The following is a 15,750-nucleotide window of genomic DNA, read 5'->3' on the forward strand; positions in this document are numbered from 1 at the left end:
ATGTATACCTGCAAAAGATCCAACTTTTCCTTTAATTGTAATTGTACCATTTTTCATCCATTCACCAGCTTCCGTTCCACAATCACCTTTTAATTCGATTGTGCCGCCTTGCATTCCAACCGATGCTCCTCTGTATGCTGCCCCTAAATAGTTCCGTGCGTTGCCAAAGATAGTAAGGACACCTCCTTTCATTTCAACACCTGTCCAATCATCGACATTGCCTTCTACTGTTACTTTGCCGCCTTTCATTCTAGCAGCGGTGTGCATTCCTGCGTTTCCTTTAATCAAGATTTCTCCAGCAGTCATCCCCTCGCCTATATGCTTTGCTTTCGATAAGTCGCCCTCCAAGATGATTTTCGTTTCCTCAGCAGTACTTCCCGTTTCACCTGAAACGTCGAAATAGTCCGCGATTGGTACTTGCCTGTTCCCCTTCCAAAGTTTCAGACTTTCTATTTCGTCAATAGTTTTCCCCGCAAAAACATTTGGTGAAATAACTTCAACTTCTAAAGATGCCCCAGCAATCTCTTTCTTAAGTATAAGTGTAACTTCATTGGCCATCTAAATACACCTCTTGGAAAATTCTCATAAGATTGAGGAAATTGACATAATTACCGTTCATAATAAATAATTCTCTTCGCCTTTTTCGATAATGAAAGACATTCACCACTTTAACCTTATAATTATTTACAAAACGGGGTATCATGTATAAACTTCCACGCTTTGTGATAATCATCAATCTTTCCGTTTTTAGAAAGACCAGCCTTAAGGTTATCGGGCTGTGCGCTCGTCACCGAATTCAAGACATAATTCATCAATACTGCTTTTTTAAGTATTTCGGCAGTCTTGAAGGATGTTATCCCGCTGTGCTTGAGCAGGCTATGGATCATAGACCATCTACGGTAAGGACTGCCCTTTTTCAAACGAGGTTCTATAAACTCCTCGACTTGTGAGAGCACCCAATCGTAAACAGGTGGAATTGCTTCCTTTAAACCCAGTCCTCTTCGAGCTATTACATAACTTGCGAGGTGATGTGTTGACAAATTATGTAATCGTGAGTATTTGTATTTCCCGATAAGTGAGGTATATCCAGGAAATACTTTTCGGAAAGACACACCACGCTTTTTGCACTTTCTCTCTAACAGCTGCAAGGCGGTGGTCTTCAAGTTGCTTAACTTGCGATTGCGTTTTTTATTATAGGAAAATTCTTGATCGAATTTTAAGTTCTCGATCACGATGCCTTTCCCTCTATTGATGCAATAATTGACAACCTTATCCATCTTATAGGAGATATAATCGTTACGCTTATCGGTTCGATAACTGTGAAGGTTTTCAAATGAAATGCTATGGTAGGAGAGTAATGTGCCGTGCTGGTCTACATTGGTTAACGCAGCAAAATTATAGTTGAAATCTAAGCCGATGGCACCATATTCGTAGCCGTAACGTTTTGCAGGGGATGGAATGTCATACGATACATGAACAAAGTAGCGTACTTCTCCCCTGAAGAACTTTCTCTTTATGGTCGCCGTGTATTTATCGATATTAAGAATTTCCTGAAACCATCTCTCCTGCACGTGGTTGACAGACAGGGGAATGATCAGCCATTTGCGTCCGTTTTGCTTGGAAAAGGTGCGTATCTTGACCATTTTATCAGTTAAGACCTTGATGTTTTTGTTCGTTCCTTGTTTCTTTCCGATACAACTGAAGGAAGAATCCCGTCGTATCTTGAACTCCTCTCTACTTATTTTGCCAAGAATTCGGTCTCTAAATAACTTCTTGGTGCCAAACACCACAGGTGTAAGCATTAAATTGTGCAATTTAGCGATTATCGAGGATCTGCGGTCGTATAACCCTTTTAAACGTCGGTCATGCGTATCATGTTCCTTTATGGTGTTGATTTTTTTAGTAATTGTGTTTAGTTGCTTGCCCATGTATTTGCGTCGTTTTTCCAGCCATGTCTTTTGTGCATCCAATATCTGGCTTGATATCGACCAGGATGGTGCTGACATAAGGGTTGTTATGACACAGACTCATTAAACACTGTTGGATAGTTTTAACCTCTCCAAATCGTGCTTTCATGTGGTCCTCGCCATGAAACAACAGGTTATAACCTATGCGTTTCACCCGATTATAGATGGCAAAAATTTCATGCAGTTTCTGTTCTTGTGCCTCATTGGGATAGAGTCTAAATTTGATGGTCTGGATCATGTTTCCTTATCCCCTGCCCCTTGTCTTTTAGTTTTTTTACTTATGTGTGGATTGCTCCAACCTGGAGTTTCTTTTCAACGAAATCTGACAGCAGGTTGTTATACTATACTATATATCTTCTCATATATAATATTTTCTTTTTATATCGCATGAAACTCTATATAAAAGCGTTTTTATGAGTTATTTCTGCCTACTTTCACTTTATCCATATTATATTGCCAAACATTCATTTAAATCCACCATACGTATGTCCTATGATACTACCTATACTAATAATAGAACAATAAGCTACCGCATTGCATACATACCCCTCAAATACACGGCAATTCCATATATTCTTGCTATCTGGCGCGGCGAGGTTTTCTTTGACGACCGAGAGTAGACTGAGCCCGAAGGGGTGTGAGCGAAGCGAACTGCGAAGCCGTTAAACGTCCGCGTCATATCATGTGAGCGGAGTAAACGCTCCATACCAGTTAAATCCCTTTAATAGACTTATCAAACTAAGTAAATCAGCTGTATGCTCTCAACCAATAGTTCCCCTCAAGCGTCGGAATGACCACCGCCTGAAGGATCTTCCATTTAAGTAGGGATTCAAGTGTTTTCTTGACAAAATTTGGTCGTCACCACTTTTATATTTAAAAGTCTTAATGTGTCAACGAGGTGTGATAATTAATACCTTACAAAATCTTTAGACTATTAGCTCTTTAGGAGTAGAAGATTATGAACCTTGAAGGTGTACAGATAGAGGATACATTCGCTGAAGGCTTTAAAATGTGGATTTCTCGTGTTCTAATAACTGCTGCCACGCCAGAATGGGCACTGACAGCAGCAAGAGCCGCTACAGGCTTTGGGACTTCTATAATAATGAGCCCAGCAGAGGCTGCAATTGAAAAGATTGTTTCACCAGAAGATACCTTAGATGGAAGACCTGGGGTTATCATTCAAATAGCCCATACCAAGAAGAAAAAGTTAGCTCAACAATTGCTAACAAGGATAGGACAATGTGTCTTAACATGCCCTACTACTGCTGCATTCTGTGCTATGGATGAATACGACGAACTCTTCAAAACTGGCGCTAATTTACGCTACTTTGGTGATGGGTTCGAAGAAAAAGTAGAGATGTACGGTAGGACCCTATGGAACATCCCAGTAATGGAAGGTGAGTTCTTAATTGACAGCGAATTTGGTGCAAAAAAGGGCGTGGCAGGAGGAAATCTCTTGCTCATCGGTGATGATCCAGACAAAACATTGCAAGCAACTGAAGCAGCAATTAGGGCGATTGAGGCTGTAGATTTTACTGTTACCCCCTTTCCAGGTGGAATTTGTAGGAGTGGTTCAAAGGTTGGCTCACTGAAGTATTCAAAATTCATGATTGCTAGTACGAATCACAAGTTTTGCCCTACATTGATCGGAAAAGTTAATGACACTGAATTGCCTGTCAACGCAAAAAGTGTATTGGAAATCGTTATTAATGGGCTTACAACCGAGGCAGTTAGTAAAGCAATGTCTGAAGCAATTAAAGCAGCAGTAAAAGTACCTGGCCTCATTAAAATTACCGCTGCTAACTATGGTGGAGAATTAGGTCAATATCAAATTCATTTGAAAGATCTAGTTTAATGGCAATCCCTAACGAGGGATCTTCTTCTTTCTTTTTATTTCTTTCTTGATTTTTTGGACGACCTCTTTGGGCAAACAAAAAACCTTATAATCTATATGTCATTACGATTTCATAATTGTCATTATAGTTAACGAATTATAATTACCATACACATCAAATGGTGGTTGAAAAGCAGCATGTTATCAAGCAGCCAGAAAAAGATCCTGAAATCATTGCTAGATTTATATAAAGAACAAAGTGAACCGATTAAATCAGAATCTATCGCAAAAATGGCAGGCAGGTCAAATGGTACAATTAGGAATATGATGATAAGCCTTCGTGCGTTACAATTGGTGGAATCAATTGCTGGTCCGAAAGGAGGCTACATACCTACGATTCAAGCATTCGAACTTTTCCAATTGCCAGCGCCGGAAAAATGGGAGGAAGTCCCGGTCATTGTTGAAGGGAAACAAATCTCAGCGTCCGTTTCAGATATCGGTTTTTCCAGAATCCCTTCACCAGCAGAATCTACCGCTGAAATTACAATCTCTGGAGACGTCAGCCAGATAAAAGTAGGTGAAAGAATTATTATAGGTCCAACACCAAAATCAAACCTTTTAGTCAAAGGTGAAGTGATGGGGCTCTATCCAGCGACTGGAAAATTGCTTCTAGCCGTATCTGAAATGGCGTCATTGCCTGCTATTTCAATTGGAGAAATCGCCACAAAGAAACCAATAACAGTCAAACCCAATACACCGATTACCAAAGCTGCAGAGATTTTCGCTGAAAAACGTATTAGTGCTCTCCCAATTGCTAATGGAGATGACGAACTTGTTGGATTGTTTACTACTATGGATCTTGCAAAGATGATTGTACTGGATAAATTGGCTGAAAACATCTCCGATGCACTAAAACTCGGTGCCACAACGGAGCCCTGTGTTGCACCACCTGAAACGTCGTTAGTTAAGGCTCTTAGAGTCATGGACGAGTGTGGATTGGGGCGCGTCGTTATAATTGACGAAAATGAGCGGGTAACTGGTATTGTCACACGTACAGATCTTCTAAAAGCCATTCTTGAACATTATTAAAAAACCATTAGGTTCTGGTTTTTTTCTACGTCATCTAATAATAAAAAGTGAACTTTCAATTTCAGGAAAAACTAGTGTCATTTTCTTGACTATTAAACAAAATAGTTGCAATTTTCTTATCAAACCCATTGAAACCTGCTATATTAACAGGATCTGTACAGATAATGTCTTTAAATTGCCGTTTAAATTCATTGGCTGCCAATGCTAGTTTTCGCTGAACATTTAGTTTTGAATCCGCTTTATCACTAACCGCAATTAACATCAATTCATCTAAAGCGAAAAATATTAATTTATATTCCTTTAATTCGACGGTGTGCACTGTTTCGTCTAATTCATTAGCAAAAATACGGATAGCAGTTGTAAAACTTGAAAAAAGACCCTCTTCTATTCTTATTTTCTCTGAGTTACTGCAATGTAGAAGACATTTTCCCCCTTCTTCGATGATAAATATCTCATGGATCATTCTACTACATCTCTCTGCAACGACAAATTATTATGTAAGTGTAGTTGATGAATTGTCAGTTTAAGATTTTTTAAATGACACATTGTTCATGCATTCTTCTCTCTTAAATATTGCAGCTATTTAGTTATTTCTTTAGAAAAAAGAGAATGTTACCAATTAGCATAGAACGGTTTTATGTAGATCTTGAAAAAATATTTGACTTTGACAGAGTTGATTAAAAATCAACCATACAATTCTATTTTGAGAAATTATTTGTTTTCTAATTAGAATATCCAGTTTTACGAAAAATGAGATATGGTCTGATCATGTGACAAAAGAGATGCTATCCTCTCTTCAAATCCATTAAAATCTGTTAGATCTCCAGACCATGTTGTTATATTCTGATTAAATTTTCTACAAAAATCATTTGCTAATAAAGCTAATTTACGTTTAACATCATAATTATCTTCAAATTTGTCACTTACTGCAATTAAAAAGAGAGTCTCAAAGGAGAAGAATACCAACTTGCATTGCTTCAATTCTATAGTTTGAACGGTTTCCCTTAACTCATTAACAAAACATCTAATTGCGCAAGCAAAACTTGAAAAAAGATCCTCATCTATTCTTATTTTTTCTGAATCATTAATGGATTTTCTAAGGAGACATTGTCCACCTTCCTTAATTATGAATATCTCGTAAATCATTTTTTATTGCATCTCTTCCTTTTTTCACAGCAGTATAGGCTCATAAACGGATTTCAACACTGCCCTTGCATGATTATGCCTTGCATCATCATTCAGGAATTCTGGGTGCCCCTGAACAACGAGATCGTGGAATATAGAAAAATATTCTGCAAGTATTCTGGTCTTTGTGGTTTTTAACTTCTCAGCTAACCTTTTAATTAGGATTTTTGATTTCTGTGGGAGTTCATCCATATGCTCACCTATACTTCGCTAATGCATCTCTTAAATATTCATTTCGAAGGATTTCACTCTTTTTAAGGATAGGTTGGGATTTCTCCTGAATAAATCATTTCTCTAAAGCGATTTAAGGCAAGACAGAATCCTATATCGTCGTTATATTGTAATCTTCTGGCTCGTCTCATTAAATACATAACACCTGGATGTTCTTGAGGTCGATTCATATTTTTCACCAACTTAGGAATAGGTATTCACACGCGTTGATGGACCTCCATCAACGCGCGCGATTTTTTTAGGGCTGTGTCCTTAATTTCTAAATAGAATAATTCTACTATATAAATTTTTTGCAAAAAAATGGAGTTTAATGCAGTTTAGATGCATACCAAGTTTCTTTAAATAAGAGATTTAGCAAATTTTCTAATGAATAAGCGTGCGCGCATGCACTTGAATGCACTTTACGATGGAGTTATGCACTTTCTTGGTATACTTCCCAATGATATCTCTCTTTTTTAAGAACTTTAAACCAAAAAAACTTCTGTTTGCCCGTTAAAATTTATATTCATAGATTTTCATTGTTATTTGCAAAAAAACAGATATTTTTTTAAGGATGAAAGAAAATAATACCTATAATGGAGTTTCAATGGAGTTTATCGAAGTTCTTTATTAAGAATTAATTAAAACAAAGAATCCTCACAAAGAATCAGCATAAAGGATGATGAATAAATATGGAAGCTTTAGATAGATACTCTAGAAAACTTAATGAGTTAGGCTGGTGGGACTTTCCTTTTATTCCCTCGATTATCCCACAAGTATATCTTGGACAAAAAAACCTCGAAGCCTTATTACCTCAGGTCAAGATCGGTAACCTTGTGATCGTAGAGGGAAGTTACGGGACGGGTAAGACACAACTCTTCGAGCACCTTAAGTATTTATTGAGTGAAAGGCATGATGATTACTTGCCAATCTTAATTTCAGAACCTCCAGAAACCTTTTTGTTAAGCGAATCAATTATGACAGAACTCAGAAAATTTTTGGGAATCACTCATGAACCTCCGAAAGTCATTGATGAACTGGTATCTATTCTAAGAGATGTAAATCGACGTATTATCCTATTAATTGATGAAGCGCAATTATTAATTGCCAGAGATTCTGACAGCTTGGAAGTAAAAGAAAAGAAAAGAAGAGATGTCCAATGGATACGGGTTTTGGTTGACCTTAGCAATGTTGTTTTATTTCTAGCTGGTTTGCCAGATTTTTCTAAATCTCTTTTTCAGATGTTCATACCTTTGGAGGATAGGGTTACTAGAAAACTGCGATTAGAACCATTGAGTCTTGCCGAAACAACTAATATGATTCGGAAGCGGATAGAGTATTATGGGGGACATGATATCAAACCTTTTCAGGAAGATGCACTGGAAGAGATCTTTAACCATACACAAGGCTATCCACGTGCTATTATTAAACTATGCGGAAAAGTAGTTGAGGCATTCTTAAATTCTGAAGCTTCAGAAGTTACAAAAGAGTTAGTGAATGATATTGCAATTGAGGAAGGTCGCATCGAAATCGTTGAAGTGATAACTGATGATATAATAAAGTTATTAACCCCTGCTCAAAACGAAGTCCTTTTCGTTTTGGCTAATTCTTCAGAAATGCTAAAACCAGATGATGTTGCTAAACGTGCAAATCTCACTACAGGCGGTGCAGGAAATATATTAAGAGATTTGCATGAACAGGGTTATATAAGACGAGAATTACGCGGTAGAGCGTATCATTATTACGTTGCAAGAGAGGATTTAAAGCGAATTTACTTACGAGGCTAATTTAGCCTTAAGTTTTTTCTAAAAGTTGGAATCTTACGTTTAAGAAAAGGCGTCTTTTTTCTGATTGTGCATTTGTACTGCCCTAAATATTAAGAGCCGTTTTAAGCAGATTTAATTTCATTTAATAAGTTAAAAACATAAGAACGGAATTTTAATTATCTTAATCACTATAAAATATCTTAAAAACATTTTAAATATCATATGGATGGATTTACCGGAAGAAAAAGTTGAACTTCCAATAAACTTTTGAAGGAGTTTCGATGTGATATTAACCAGAAGAATGGAGGCTTTCTCTGTGGCAACTGAGGCTAACGATTATCTTGAACTTACCGCAATGATGACAGCTATTCCTGCTACTATTCTGAAAATCTTAAAAGTAACTTCCCCTACGTCCCTACCTCCTCCTATTGAAGGTATCAACTTTAATTCGGAACATATTGTGCTAGTTATACTTGATAACTTTGGTCTATTTGAGTATACATACTATAAGCCCGAATTCTTAATCCAAGCGTGTGATGCTCTTGTTCTTCTAGATACACAGAATCCTTATACTGATAGTGTGTTAAAACAGGTTTTCTATGTTACTGAACAATTTAGTGGCTTTCATCTTCCAAGTGTTCTTATTGAAAACGGAAAGTCTGTTGCAATGGTTGGACGTCAAGAAGAACTGAATATTATTGCACATAATGAGTATTCGATTCCGTCCACTGATGATATGAATGTCTATATCAATGCTGTAAAGGCTTTGAACAGACATGATTTTCTTTCGTTGCATTTTATTGATTTTGAAAAATTATATCAGCAATATGCTTTTCAGCCACCTGCAGAAACGCTAAAACAATTAATTCGGAGGACTGATAAATGGCTAAAGGTTCTATTTATGCAGGCGAAGCCTGGATCAGTCTTTATTATTCTTAGTTCACATGGAAAACATCAAATTGATTTACAAATCAAAGGAAAAGCAGCGCAATGGCGACTAGCTAGTCTTCCTATCGCTATTTTCTCAAAAAAACCTTAACAAGTTTTTTTATGTTTTCATTTATAAGAAAAATGAACTTCCTAAAAGCACATAACTTCCTAACTAATTTCCGCTTTTCATACATGCTCTTCTTTCTATTCTACGTCCATTCCGAATTTTCTTTTGAAAAACTCAATAATTTCTTTTGATGTTTTTTTACCTAATATACTGCCTGTTATCCACTTTCGTCTTCCAATAAAGAATAAAATATTACAAAAAAATATATTACCGATAATTAGTCCTTCGAATAGTAGTGGAATGCCAAATGTCCTCCGAATAGCGTATGCTTGAGAGAGTAATAAAGGAAAGGTCAATCCTATTGTAACAAATAAAATATCGCGATAATGTTTTTCTACAAATGAGGACCTTCTTAGATAAAAGGAAAAGTATATCATGTTAGTAAAAAGAACCAATATTGCCCCATAAAGAAATTGGATATCAATTATATCAAACTGAAATGTATTACCATATAATGAAATACTAAAAAGTGGCTCAAGCACCAGAATAGTTGTAGAATAAGAATTATCCGTTATATTCGCTTCATTTTCAATTCCAGAAATCTTAACTAATATTGTGTGATTACCTTCAATAGCATCCCATTCTAACGTGACTTCTACAGAGGAACTAACAAGGACATTCACTTCAGTGGTGTTAACTAGTGTATTATCTATATAAAGATTAATAGTAATGGTTTCATTCACCTTTCCAGTATTTTCTACATATATTGCCACTTTTATGGTCTCGCCGCTTGCTGGAGGATGTTTCGGAAAGACATCAACATGACTCAATGTCACATCACGGGTTGGAATGTAAAGAGTTTGTGTACGGTTATTATTTTGTGAATTAACTTCCTTAGTCGTGGGAAGTCCGTTAATCTCAATTAATACTGTAATTTGATGTTTCCCTTTTTTGGCGTCCCAATGAAACTGTTTTTCGATAGATTGTCCTTCAAGTAACTTGATTTTTGATGTCGTAATTAATTTACCGTCAATTTCAAGATGTACTGTTGTAAATTCATCTTTCGAGCCTTGATTTTCGATATTGGCTTTGATAGTTACTACGTCTCCAGGCTCAATTACTTGAGGAGTTACTGATAATGATTTTACAGCAACATCCCGAAATGCTGCAACATTAATAGTAGAATTTGAGAGCACATCAATAGTGTATTGTGATGCATTTCCAAATACCCTAAATTCGATGTCTAATGCATTTCTGCCTTCATATAGCAATGATTTGTCAACATTTGTTGAAATCCCAATCAATTGAGATTCATTGTTAATGTCCCATTCCCACGTGGATAGTTTCTCTTGATTCCAGTATAGGCTAAGGGTAATATTATAGACAGTAAGATAGTTTTCAACAGAATAGAACGCTCTAAGATCGGTTGAGAATTGATCTGTCATCACTTCCTCAGACAGTCTAAATTCCAAAGAAGCTGTTACCGTTTGGTATTCTGGTGTACCGTCTTCTAAATAATCTTGAAATTCTGCAGGATAAGGAAGTACATCACCTAATTCACTAAAACTATATTCTCCCGCTGATTGAATGTGTGAGAGAGTCTTCAAGAAGAAATAGGACTCTTTATAGAGGATGAAAGTTGTTGTGCCATCATAACTTGAAACAAAGGCAAGTTCAATTTCAATAAAATTGTTTCCTTCGAGTAAACTATCAAACGGAACGATAATGTTTACCCAATACTTATCAATCTTCTTTAAAGCCATGCTTTCAATACTTTTGCTTTCATGAAAACGGTTATTACAATAAATTTCGATATCGAAATCAGAGTCAGGGTCTTCGCCAGAAAAACTTGTGAGAAGCGAAAGTGAAAGAGCTTTATCTTCTATTGAATCGATTGAGAACGTAATAAGAATGTTATCTTTAGCTTCGGCTCCATTACTAGCTGAGAGTCTTATTGTATCAATATCCCACTCTGAAAATAGGTTTTTCCCGTCTTCAAGGCTTGTAGTACCTTCTGAAGAGGGCACCATCATTGGTAAGAGCAGGAATATTGCTATAAAGATGACAACGAGAGCCTTTTTCAAAACACGGTCCGTCCATTTCGATATAATTGAGAGGAGCGTCCACATCCTCTTCGCTTAAATAAATTTGCTAGAATGGTTTTATTATGACCTTATAAACATTTTTCCGCTTTTAAGGTTATATAGTTCGATGTGCTTCAAAATCGTACAACTAGAAGCACTGCATGAATGAGATCCCTTATAAGCATATAACTCCTTGAGTTTCTTGGAATTGACTCTTCTAAGAGTCATTATTTCGCGATCTATTCATAACTTCTCTTTTGTTGAAGGTGCATCTTCTTGATAAAGGAAAAGGCTGAAAAATGTGTAAAATTGATCCATAAACTATTGCCAGAGTTCAAAGTAAAAATAATGCATGTTTGTGGAACACATGAGCAAACTATCACTCGTGCTGGTCTACGAGCATTGCTACCTGAGAATTTAGAACTTCTTGCTGGGCCAGGATGCCCGGTATGTGTAGTTCCCGCACATGACATTGATGAAGCATTATTTTTAGCTAAAGATGGCAAAATAATCGCAACCTATGGTGATATGATAAGAGTACCTGCAAGTGAAATTTCTCTAGCAGATGCTAATGCTGAGGGCGCAAATATAAAAATAGTCTATAGCGTTAATGATGCTATCAAACTGGCACAAAAATATCCCAATGAAGAAATAGTTTTTTTTGGGATAGGGTTCGAAACAACGGCACCTACCTTAGCTGCAGAAATGATCAAGGGACCTCCAGAAAATTTCAGCGTCTTAACATCATATCGACTTATTCCACCCGCAATGGAACTTATTATGGGCATTGGAGACTTGCATATCGAAGGTTTTATTTGCCCAGGTCATGTGGCTACAGTAATAGGCACTAAGCCTTTTCAATTCCTTCCAGAACTCTATTCTATGCCCACAGTTATTTCAGGTTTTGAACCGCTAGATGTTCTCTTAGCGATTCTTATGCTACTTAAGCAGATCAGAAACAATGATCCAAAGGTAGATAATGAATATAGTCGTACAGTAGCTGATGAAGGAAATATAAGAGCACAGGAGGTCATGAAGACGGTTTTTGAAACAGCAACTGTACGATGGCGAGGAATTGGACGTGTTCCTCTATCTGGATATCATTTAAAAGAAGAATATTCAGATTACGATGCGAGAAAAAAGTATAACATACCTATAGAACATTCTATAGATATTAGACCAGGGTGTTCTTGTCATCTTGTGATTATTGGAAAACTCCCCCCAGATCAATGTCCTCTATTTGGAGAGGAATGCACACCTAATCATCCTTATGGTCCTTGTATGGTAAGTCACGAAGGAACGTGCAATATTTTTTACCGTTACAGCGCACGCAGAAAATGAAACACTTAGTATTAGAAGTCGTGAGGTCGCAGAATTGCTTAAAATAATGATTATAGTCGGGGCAAGACCCCAATTCATAAAAAGTGCACCAATAATTCGAGAAATGCTAGCATGTCCTGATATTGACCTAAAAGTTGTTCATTCTGGACAGCACTATGCTGAAGAGATGTCGGATATCTTTTTCCAACAACTCAATATACCCCAACCAATTGAAAACCTAGGAGTTGGCTCGGGAACCCATGCAATTCAGACGGCAGCCATGTTAGAAGGATTAGAAAAAACTTTCTTGAAGTATATGCCAGACCTTGTAATTGTTGTTGGTGATACTAATACTACACTTGCGGGTGCACTTGCAACGTCTAAGCTACAGATACCTCTTGCCCATGTGGAAGCTGGCTTACGATCTTATGACATGAGTATGCCTGAAGAAATTAATCGGAAATTGACTGATCATTGCTCAACCTTGCTTTTTTCACCCACGTTAAACGCAGCAATAAACTTGGTAAATGAAGGCATTCCTTCAGAAAGGATTTTTGTAACGGGCGATACGATGGTAGATGCCTGCTATCAACATTTATTTGAAGCTAAAGACTCCACAATATTGGCACGCCTTAAATTAGAAACAAAAGACTATTTATTGATTACATTGCACAGACAAGAAAATGTAGACAAGAAGGGAACTTTAAAAGGCATTATTGAAGCGTTAATTGAATTAAAAGACTTGAAGATCGTATTTCCTATTCATCCTAGAACTTATTTACGCCTTAGGGAATTTGGAATACTGAAATTACTACGAGAAGCAGAGAACATCATAGTAGAAAAGCCTTTAGAATATTTGGAATTCCTTTACTTAATGCACAAAGCAAAATTGGTTGTAACCGATTCGGGGGGAATTCAAAAGGAAGCATATATTCTGGGAGTACCCTGTTTGACTCTTAGGTACAATACAGAGTGGATAGAAACCCTAAATTCCGGGATAAATACTCTCGTTGGAACTGAAAAGAAAAACATTATACAAAATGTCAAATATACTTTAGAAAACCCTGCAATTGAAAAAAAGATGAAAAATTTACCAAAACTTTTTGGAGACGGAAAAGCCGCCAAACGCATTATAAAAATAATTTTAGAAAAATACAACAACGAAGAACTAACGATTGAAAGGTCAAATTACCTTAAAGAAGGATATCCTGTATATGCAACATATTTTGTCGAAAAGGGATCACAATTGGATGGAGTTTTTCTCTCAGATGTAGAAAAAAAATTACCCAAAATCAAAACTCTGCTGTTATGTGATTCATCTGGGAATCCAATCTATCCAAGCGATGATGTCAAAGTCATCAATGGATATGTGATTCATACACATGGACCAAAAGATGAGCAACAAAATCTGCTAAAACTAATCAAGAAAAAGATTTAATGTAACCGCAGTAATTTCTTCCATTGAAAGCAGTTGAAATTCTATGGTGATGTTCTGTATCTAGTTTAAAGTACGTTTCTTGACCTATCTTGTCCTATTGTAGAACTTCTAAAACACGCGAATATTCTTTACACACATATTTTTCAGAAAATTTTCTGACCTGCTCTCTTGCCGCATTGCCAAGTTTTTCCTGTAAAAATGTTGAGTTATATAACTTTAATATCGCCGCAGAAATATCCGTGGGACTCTCCGGTCTAACAAGAAGACAACTCTCTGTATCGTGTAGGATTTTATCTCCTCCTCCTCCCTTAGTTAGGATTATTGGTCTTGCCGAAGCAGCAGCCTCTAATATCTTTATTGGCAAAGCAGTGCGAATAAAATTCTTAACTAATGGTAAAACAAACACATCAAAGTCCTGAATAATTTTCGGGATTGAAGAATGAGGTATTCTACCTAAGAGCGTCACATACTTTTCTAGGTTATTCTTCTTCACTTCATCTTTAATTTCAGTAAACAAAAAACCGTCCCCGACTAACATAAGCCTCAAATTTTTTATTTTAGTAATTAAATCTTTTACTACATCAATTAAACACAGAAGATCGTGAAGTTGGTTGAAACCTCCAATATATCCTATTATAAAGTGTTTTGAACGTTCTCTCTTCAATGGAATGTCAAAAAAAGTGCTCTCGATATAAAACGGTACTATTCTTATTTTTTTATCATCAACTCCATACTCCACTAATTGCCGTTTTGTTTCTTGATTCGAAACAATTAGTATATCAGCACCTTTTCGCAAAACAAAAGGCTCTGTTATCTTGATTACAAACTCTGTTACTTTTGACAATTGTTCTGGAGTCCCCTCGTAAAGCTTGCATTCTATTAATCTGAAAGGCACAGACAACACTAAATAAACTAGTTTTATTCTAAGTAAGAACTTCAAAAGGCCCAAAAAGAATGTAAAATGAATATTACGTAAAAAAATAACATATGGTCTTTTTCTAATTATCCAAAAAAGCACCTGAACTGCAGAAAGATATCTCTGAAGTAGATTGCTTTTTTTCATCTCCTTTAAATAAAAGCATTTCAAATTTCCAAATTTTTTAAGACAGTTAATTGCCTTTCTATCATTTACCGAGGCCCCGTCCGATTTTTCTAAATCGGTTTCAGTAACAAATAATATGCGTCTTGTAGATTTAACATTTCCATCTTCAATTTTCAGAGCTTTAAACATTTGTAGTCCAACAAACCGATTTTATTGATACTTTAGCCTTTCTTGCTCTGACTATGATAATAATCTCTTAAAAGCATGCTTAACAAGATAGATTCTAAAAACTTAGTTGTGAAAGATCACTATCTATATTGATAAGTTCAAGAAAACAATGAATTTCAATCTCTCAATATTCTTGTTCTTAAAATAACAGAAATTACGTTAAATTTAAATTAAATTTAGGTAAACAGGCGGAAGTGTAGAGAAATATAGAGAGGTACAGCAAATGCCAACAAAACCATGGATTGAACATTGGCCGATCGATGTCCCCCTAACCTTAGATTATCCAAAAGTTCCACTTTATCAATTAGTGAAGGAAGCTTCAGAGGCATTTCCTAGTAATACGGCATACATCTGGCAAAATGAAAGCACAAGTTATGACCAATTATATGCACAAATTAAGAACTTTGCGACAACATTGTATACTCTCGGAGTGAAATACACGGACAAAGTTGCGCTATTTCTTCCAAATCATGAGGGCTATCTAATCAGTTTCTTTGCCGTGAACATGATTGGCGCAATCGTTGTTCCCTGTAATGCAGCATATCGCGAAAAAGAAATGAAGTTTTTGCTTAAGGATTCGGAAGCCGAAA

16 protein-coding genes are annotated in these 15,750 nt (G+C 36.3%); 7 read left to right on the forward strand and 9 right to left on the reverse strand.

All coding sequences use genetic code 11. The features are described from left to right. The 3 genes from QVB70_RS01305 to QVB70_RS01315 form a co-directional block, all read right to left on the reverse strand. Positions 1–558: formylmethanofuran dehydrogenase subunit C (locus QVB70_RS01305; protein WP_287582601.1), on the reverse strand; the 558-nt coding region annotated here is incomplete at its 3' end. A gap of 122 nt (positions 559–680) precedes the next feature. Then, a complete protein-coding gene (locus QVB70_RS01310) occupies positions 681–1,970 on the reverse strand; it encodes an IS200/IS605 family accessory protein TnpB-related protein (RefSeq protein ID WP_287582603.1) in 1,290 nt (429 codons plus the stop codon). Continuing rightward, positions 1,900–2,205 (reverse strand): helix-turn-helix domain-containing protein, encoded by a 306-nt coding sequence (locus QVB70_RS01315; protein WP_287582605.1) that lies wholly within the window; start codon positions 2,203–2,205, stop codon positions 1,900–1,902. The genes QVB70_RS01310 and QVB70_RS01315 overlap by 71 nt, the downstream gene beginning before the upstream one ends. Before the next feature lie 720 nt (positions 2,206–2,925). On the opposite strand from QVB70_RS01315, the gene fhcD reads away from it, so the two are divergent. Then, positions 2,926–3,822 (forward strand): formylmethanofuran--tetrahydromethanopterin N-formyltransferase, encoded by an 897-nt coding sequence (fhcD, locus tag QVB70_RS01320; protein ID WP_287582607.1) that lies wholly within the window; start codon positions 2,926–2,928, stop codon positions 3,820–3,822. Between the two features lie 177 nt (positions 3,823–3,999). After that, entirely contained in the window at positions 4,000–4,890 is an 891-nt protein-coding gene (locus tag QVB70_RS01325) for a CBS domain-containing protein (protein ID WP_287582609.1), read from the forward strand. 61 nt (positions 4,891–4,951) lie between these two features. Here QVB70_RS01325 and QVB70_RS01330 read toward each other — a convergent pair whose 3' ends face one another. The 4 genes from QVB70_RS01330 to QVB70_RS01345 form a co-directional block, all read right to left on the reverse strand. Beyond that, complete coding sequence (locus tag QVB70_RS01330) at positions 4,952–5,353, reverse strand: hypothetical protein (RefSeq protein WP_287582611.1); 402 nt, start codon at positions 5,351–5,353, stop codon at positions 4,952–4,954. A gap of 278 nt (positions 5,354–5,631) precedes the next feature. After that, positions 5,632–6,036, reverse strand: coding sequence for a hypothetical protein (locus QVB70_RS01335; RefSeq protein ID WP_287582613.1), 405 nt, complete (start codon positions 6,034–6,036; stop codon positions 5,632–5,634). A gap of 24 nt (positions 6,037–6,060) precedes the next feature. After that, positions 6,061–6,267 (reverse strand): hypothetical protein, encoded by a 207-nt coding sequence (locus QVB70_RS01340; protein ID WP_287582614.1) that lies wholly within the window; start codon positions 6,265–6,267, stop codon positions 6,061–6,063. Between the two features lie 62 nt (positions 6,268–6,329). Next, a complete protein-coding gene (locus QVB70_RS01345) occupies positions 6,330–6,476 on the reverse strand; it encodes a hypothetical protein (protein ID WP_287582616.1) in 147 nt (48 codons plus the stop codon). Positions 6,477–6,977: 501 nt separating this feature from the next. Here QVB70_RS01345 and QVB70_RS01350 point away from each other — a divergent pair. Both QVB70_RS01350 and QVB70_RS01355 read left to right on the forward strand, forming a co-directional pair. Beyond that, the gene (locus QVB70_RS01350; RefSeq protein ID WP_287582619.1) at positions 6,978–8,072 is read left to right on the forward strand and encodes an AAA family ATPase; all 1,095 of its coding nucleotides are present in this window, start codon (positions 6,978–6,980) and stop codon (positions 8,070–8,072) included. 295 nt (positions 8,073–8,367) lie between these two features. After that, positions 8,368–9,090 (forward strand): hypothetical protein, encoded by a 723-nt coding sequence (locus tag QVB70_RS01355; RefSeq protein ID WP_287582621.1) that lies wholly within the window; start codon positions 8,368–8,370, stop codon positions 9,088–9,090. 95 nt (positions 9,091–9,185) lie between these two features. Here the strand turns inward: QVB70_RS01355 and QVB70_RS01360 are convergent, their stop codons facing one another. Beyond that, on the reverse strand, positions 9,186–11,132 hold the full coding sequence (locus QVB70_RS01360) for a CARDB domain-containing protein (RefSeq protein ID WP_287582623.1): 1,947 nt from the start codon (positions 11,130–11,132) through the stop codon (positions 9,186–9,188). Between the two features lie 279 nt (positions 11,133–11,411). Between QVB70_RS01360 and hypD the strand changes: the two genes are divergently transcribed. Together hypD and wecB are read left to right on the forward strand one after the other, a co-directional pair. Beyond that, positions 11,412–12,473 (forward strand): hydrogenase formation protein HypD, encoded by a 1,062-nt coding sequence (gene hypD / locus QVB70_RS01365; RefSeq protein WP_342766531.1) that lies wholly within the window; start codon positions 11,412–11,414, stop codon positions 12,471–12,473. Positions 12,474–12,507: 34 nt separating this feature from the next. Next, positions 12,508–13,890, forward strand: a complete 1,383-nt coding sequence (gene wecB / locus QVB70_RS01370) for a non-hydrolyzing UDP-N-acetylglucosamine 2-epimerase (RefSeq protein WP_287582628.1) — start codon at positions 12,508–12,510, stop codon at positions 13,888–13,890. 94 nt (positions 13,891–13,984) lie between these two features. Here the strand turns inward: wecB and QVB70_RS01375 are convergent, their stop codons facing one another. After that, the gene (locus tag QVB70_RS01375) at positions 13,985–15,121 is read right to left on the reverse strand and encodes a glycosyltransferase (protein ID WP_287582630.1); all 1,137 of its coding nucleotides are present in this window, start codon (positions 15,119–15,121) and stop codon (positions 13,985–13,987) included. Positions 15,122–15,383: 262 nt separating this feature from the next. Between QVB70_RS01375 and QVB70_RS01380 the strand changes: the two genes are divergently transcribed. Beyond that, a partial coding sequence (locus QVB70_RS01380; protein WP_287582631.1) for an AMP-binding protein occupies positions 15,384–15,750 on the forward strand: 367 nt, incomplete at its 3' end.

This window comes from Candidatus Borrarchaeum sp., assembly GCF_019058535.1.
GTDB lineage: Archaea > Asgardarchaeota > Sifarchaeia > Borrarchaeales > Borrarchaeaceae > Borrarchaeum > Borrarchaeum weybense.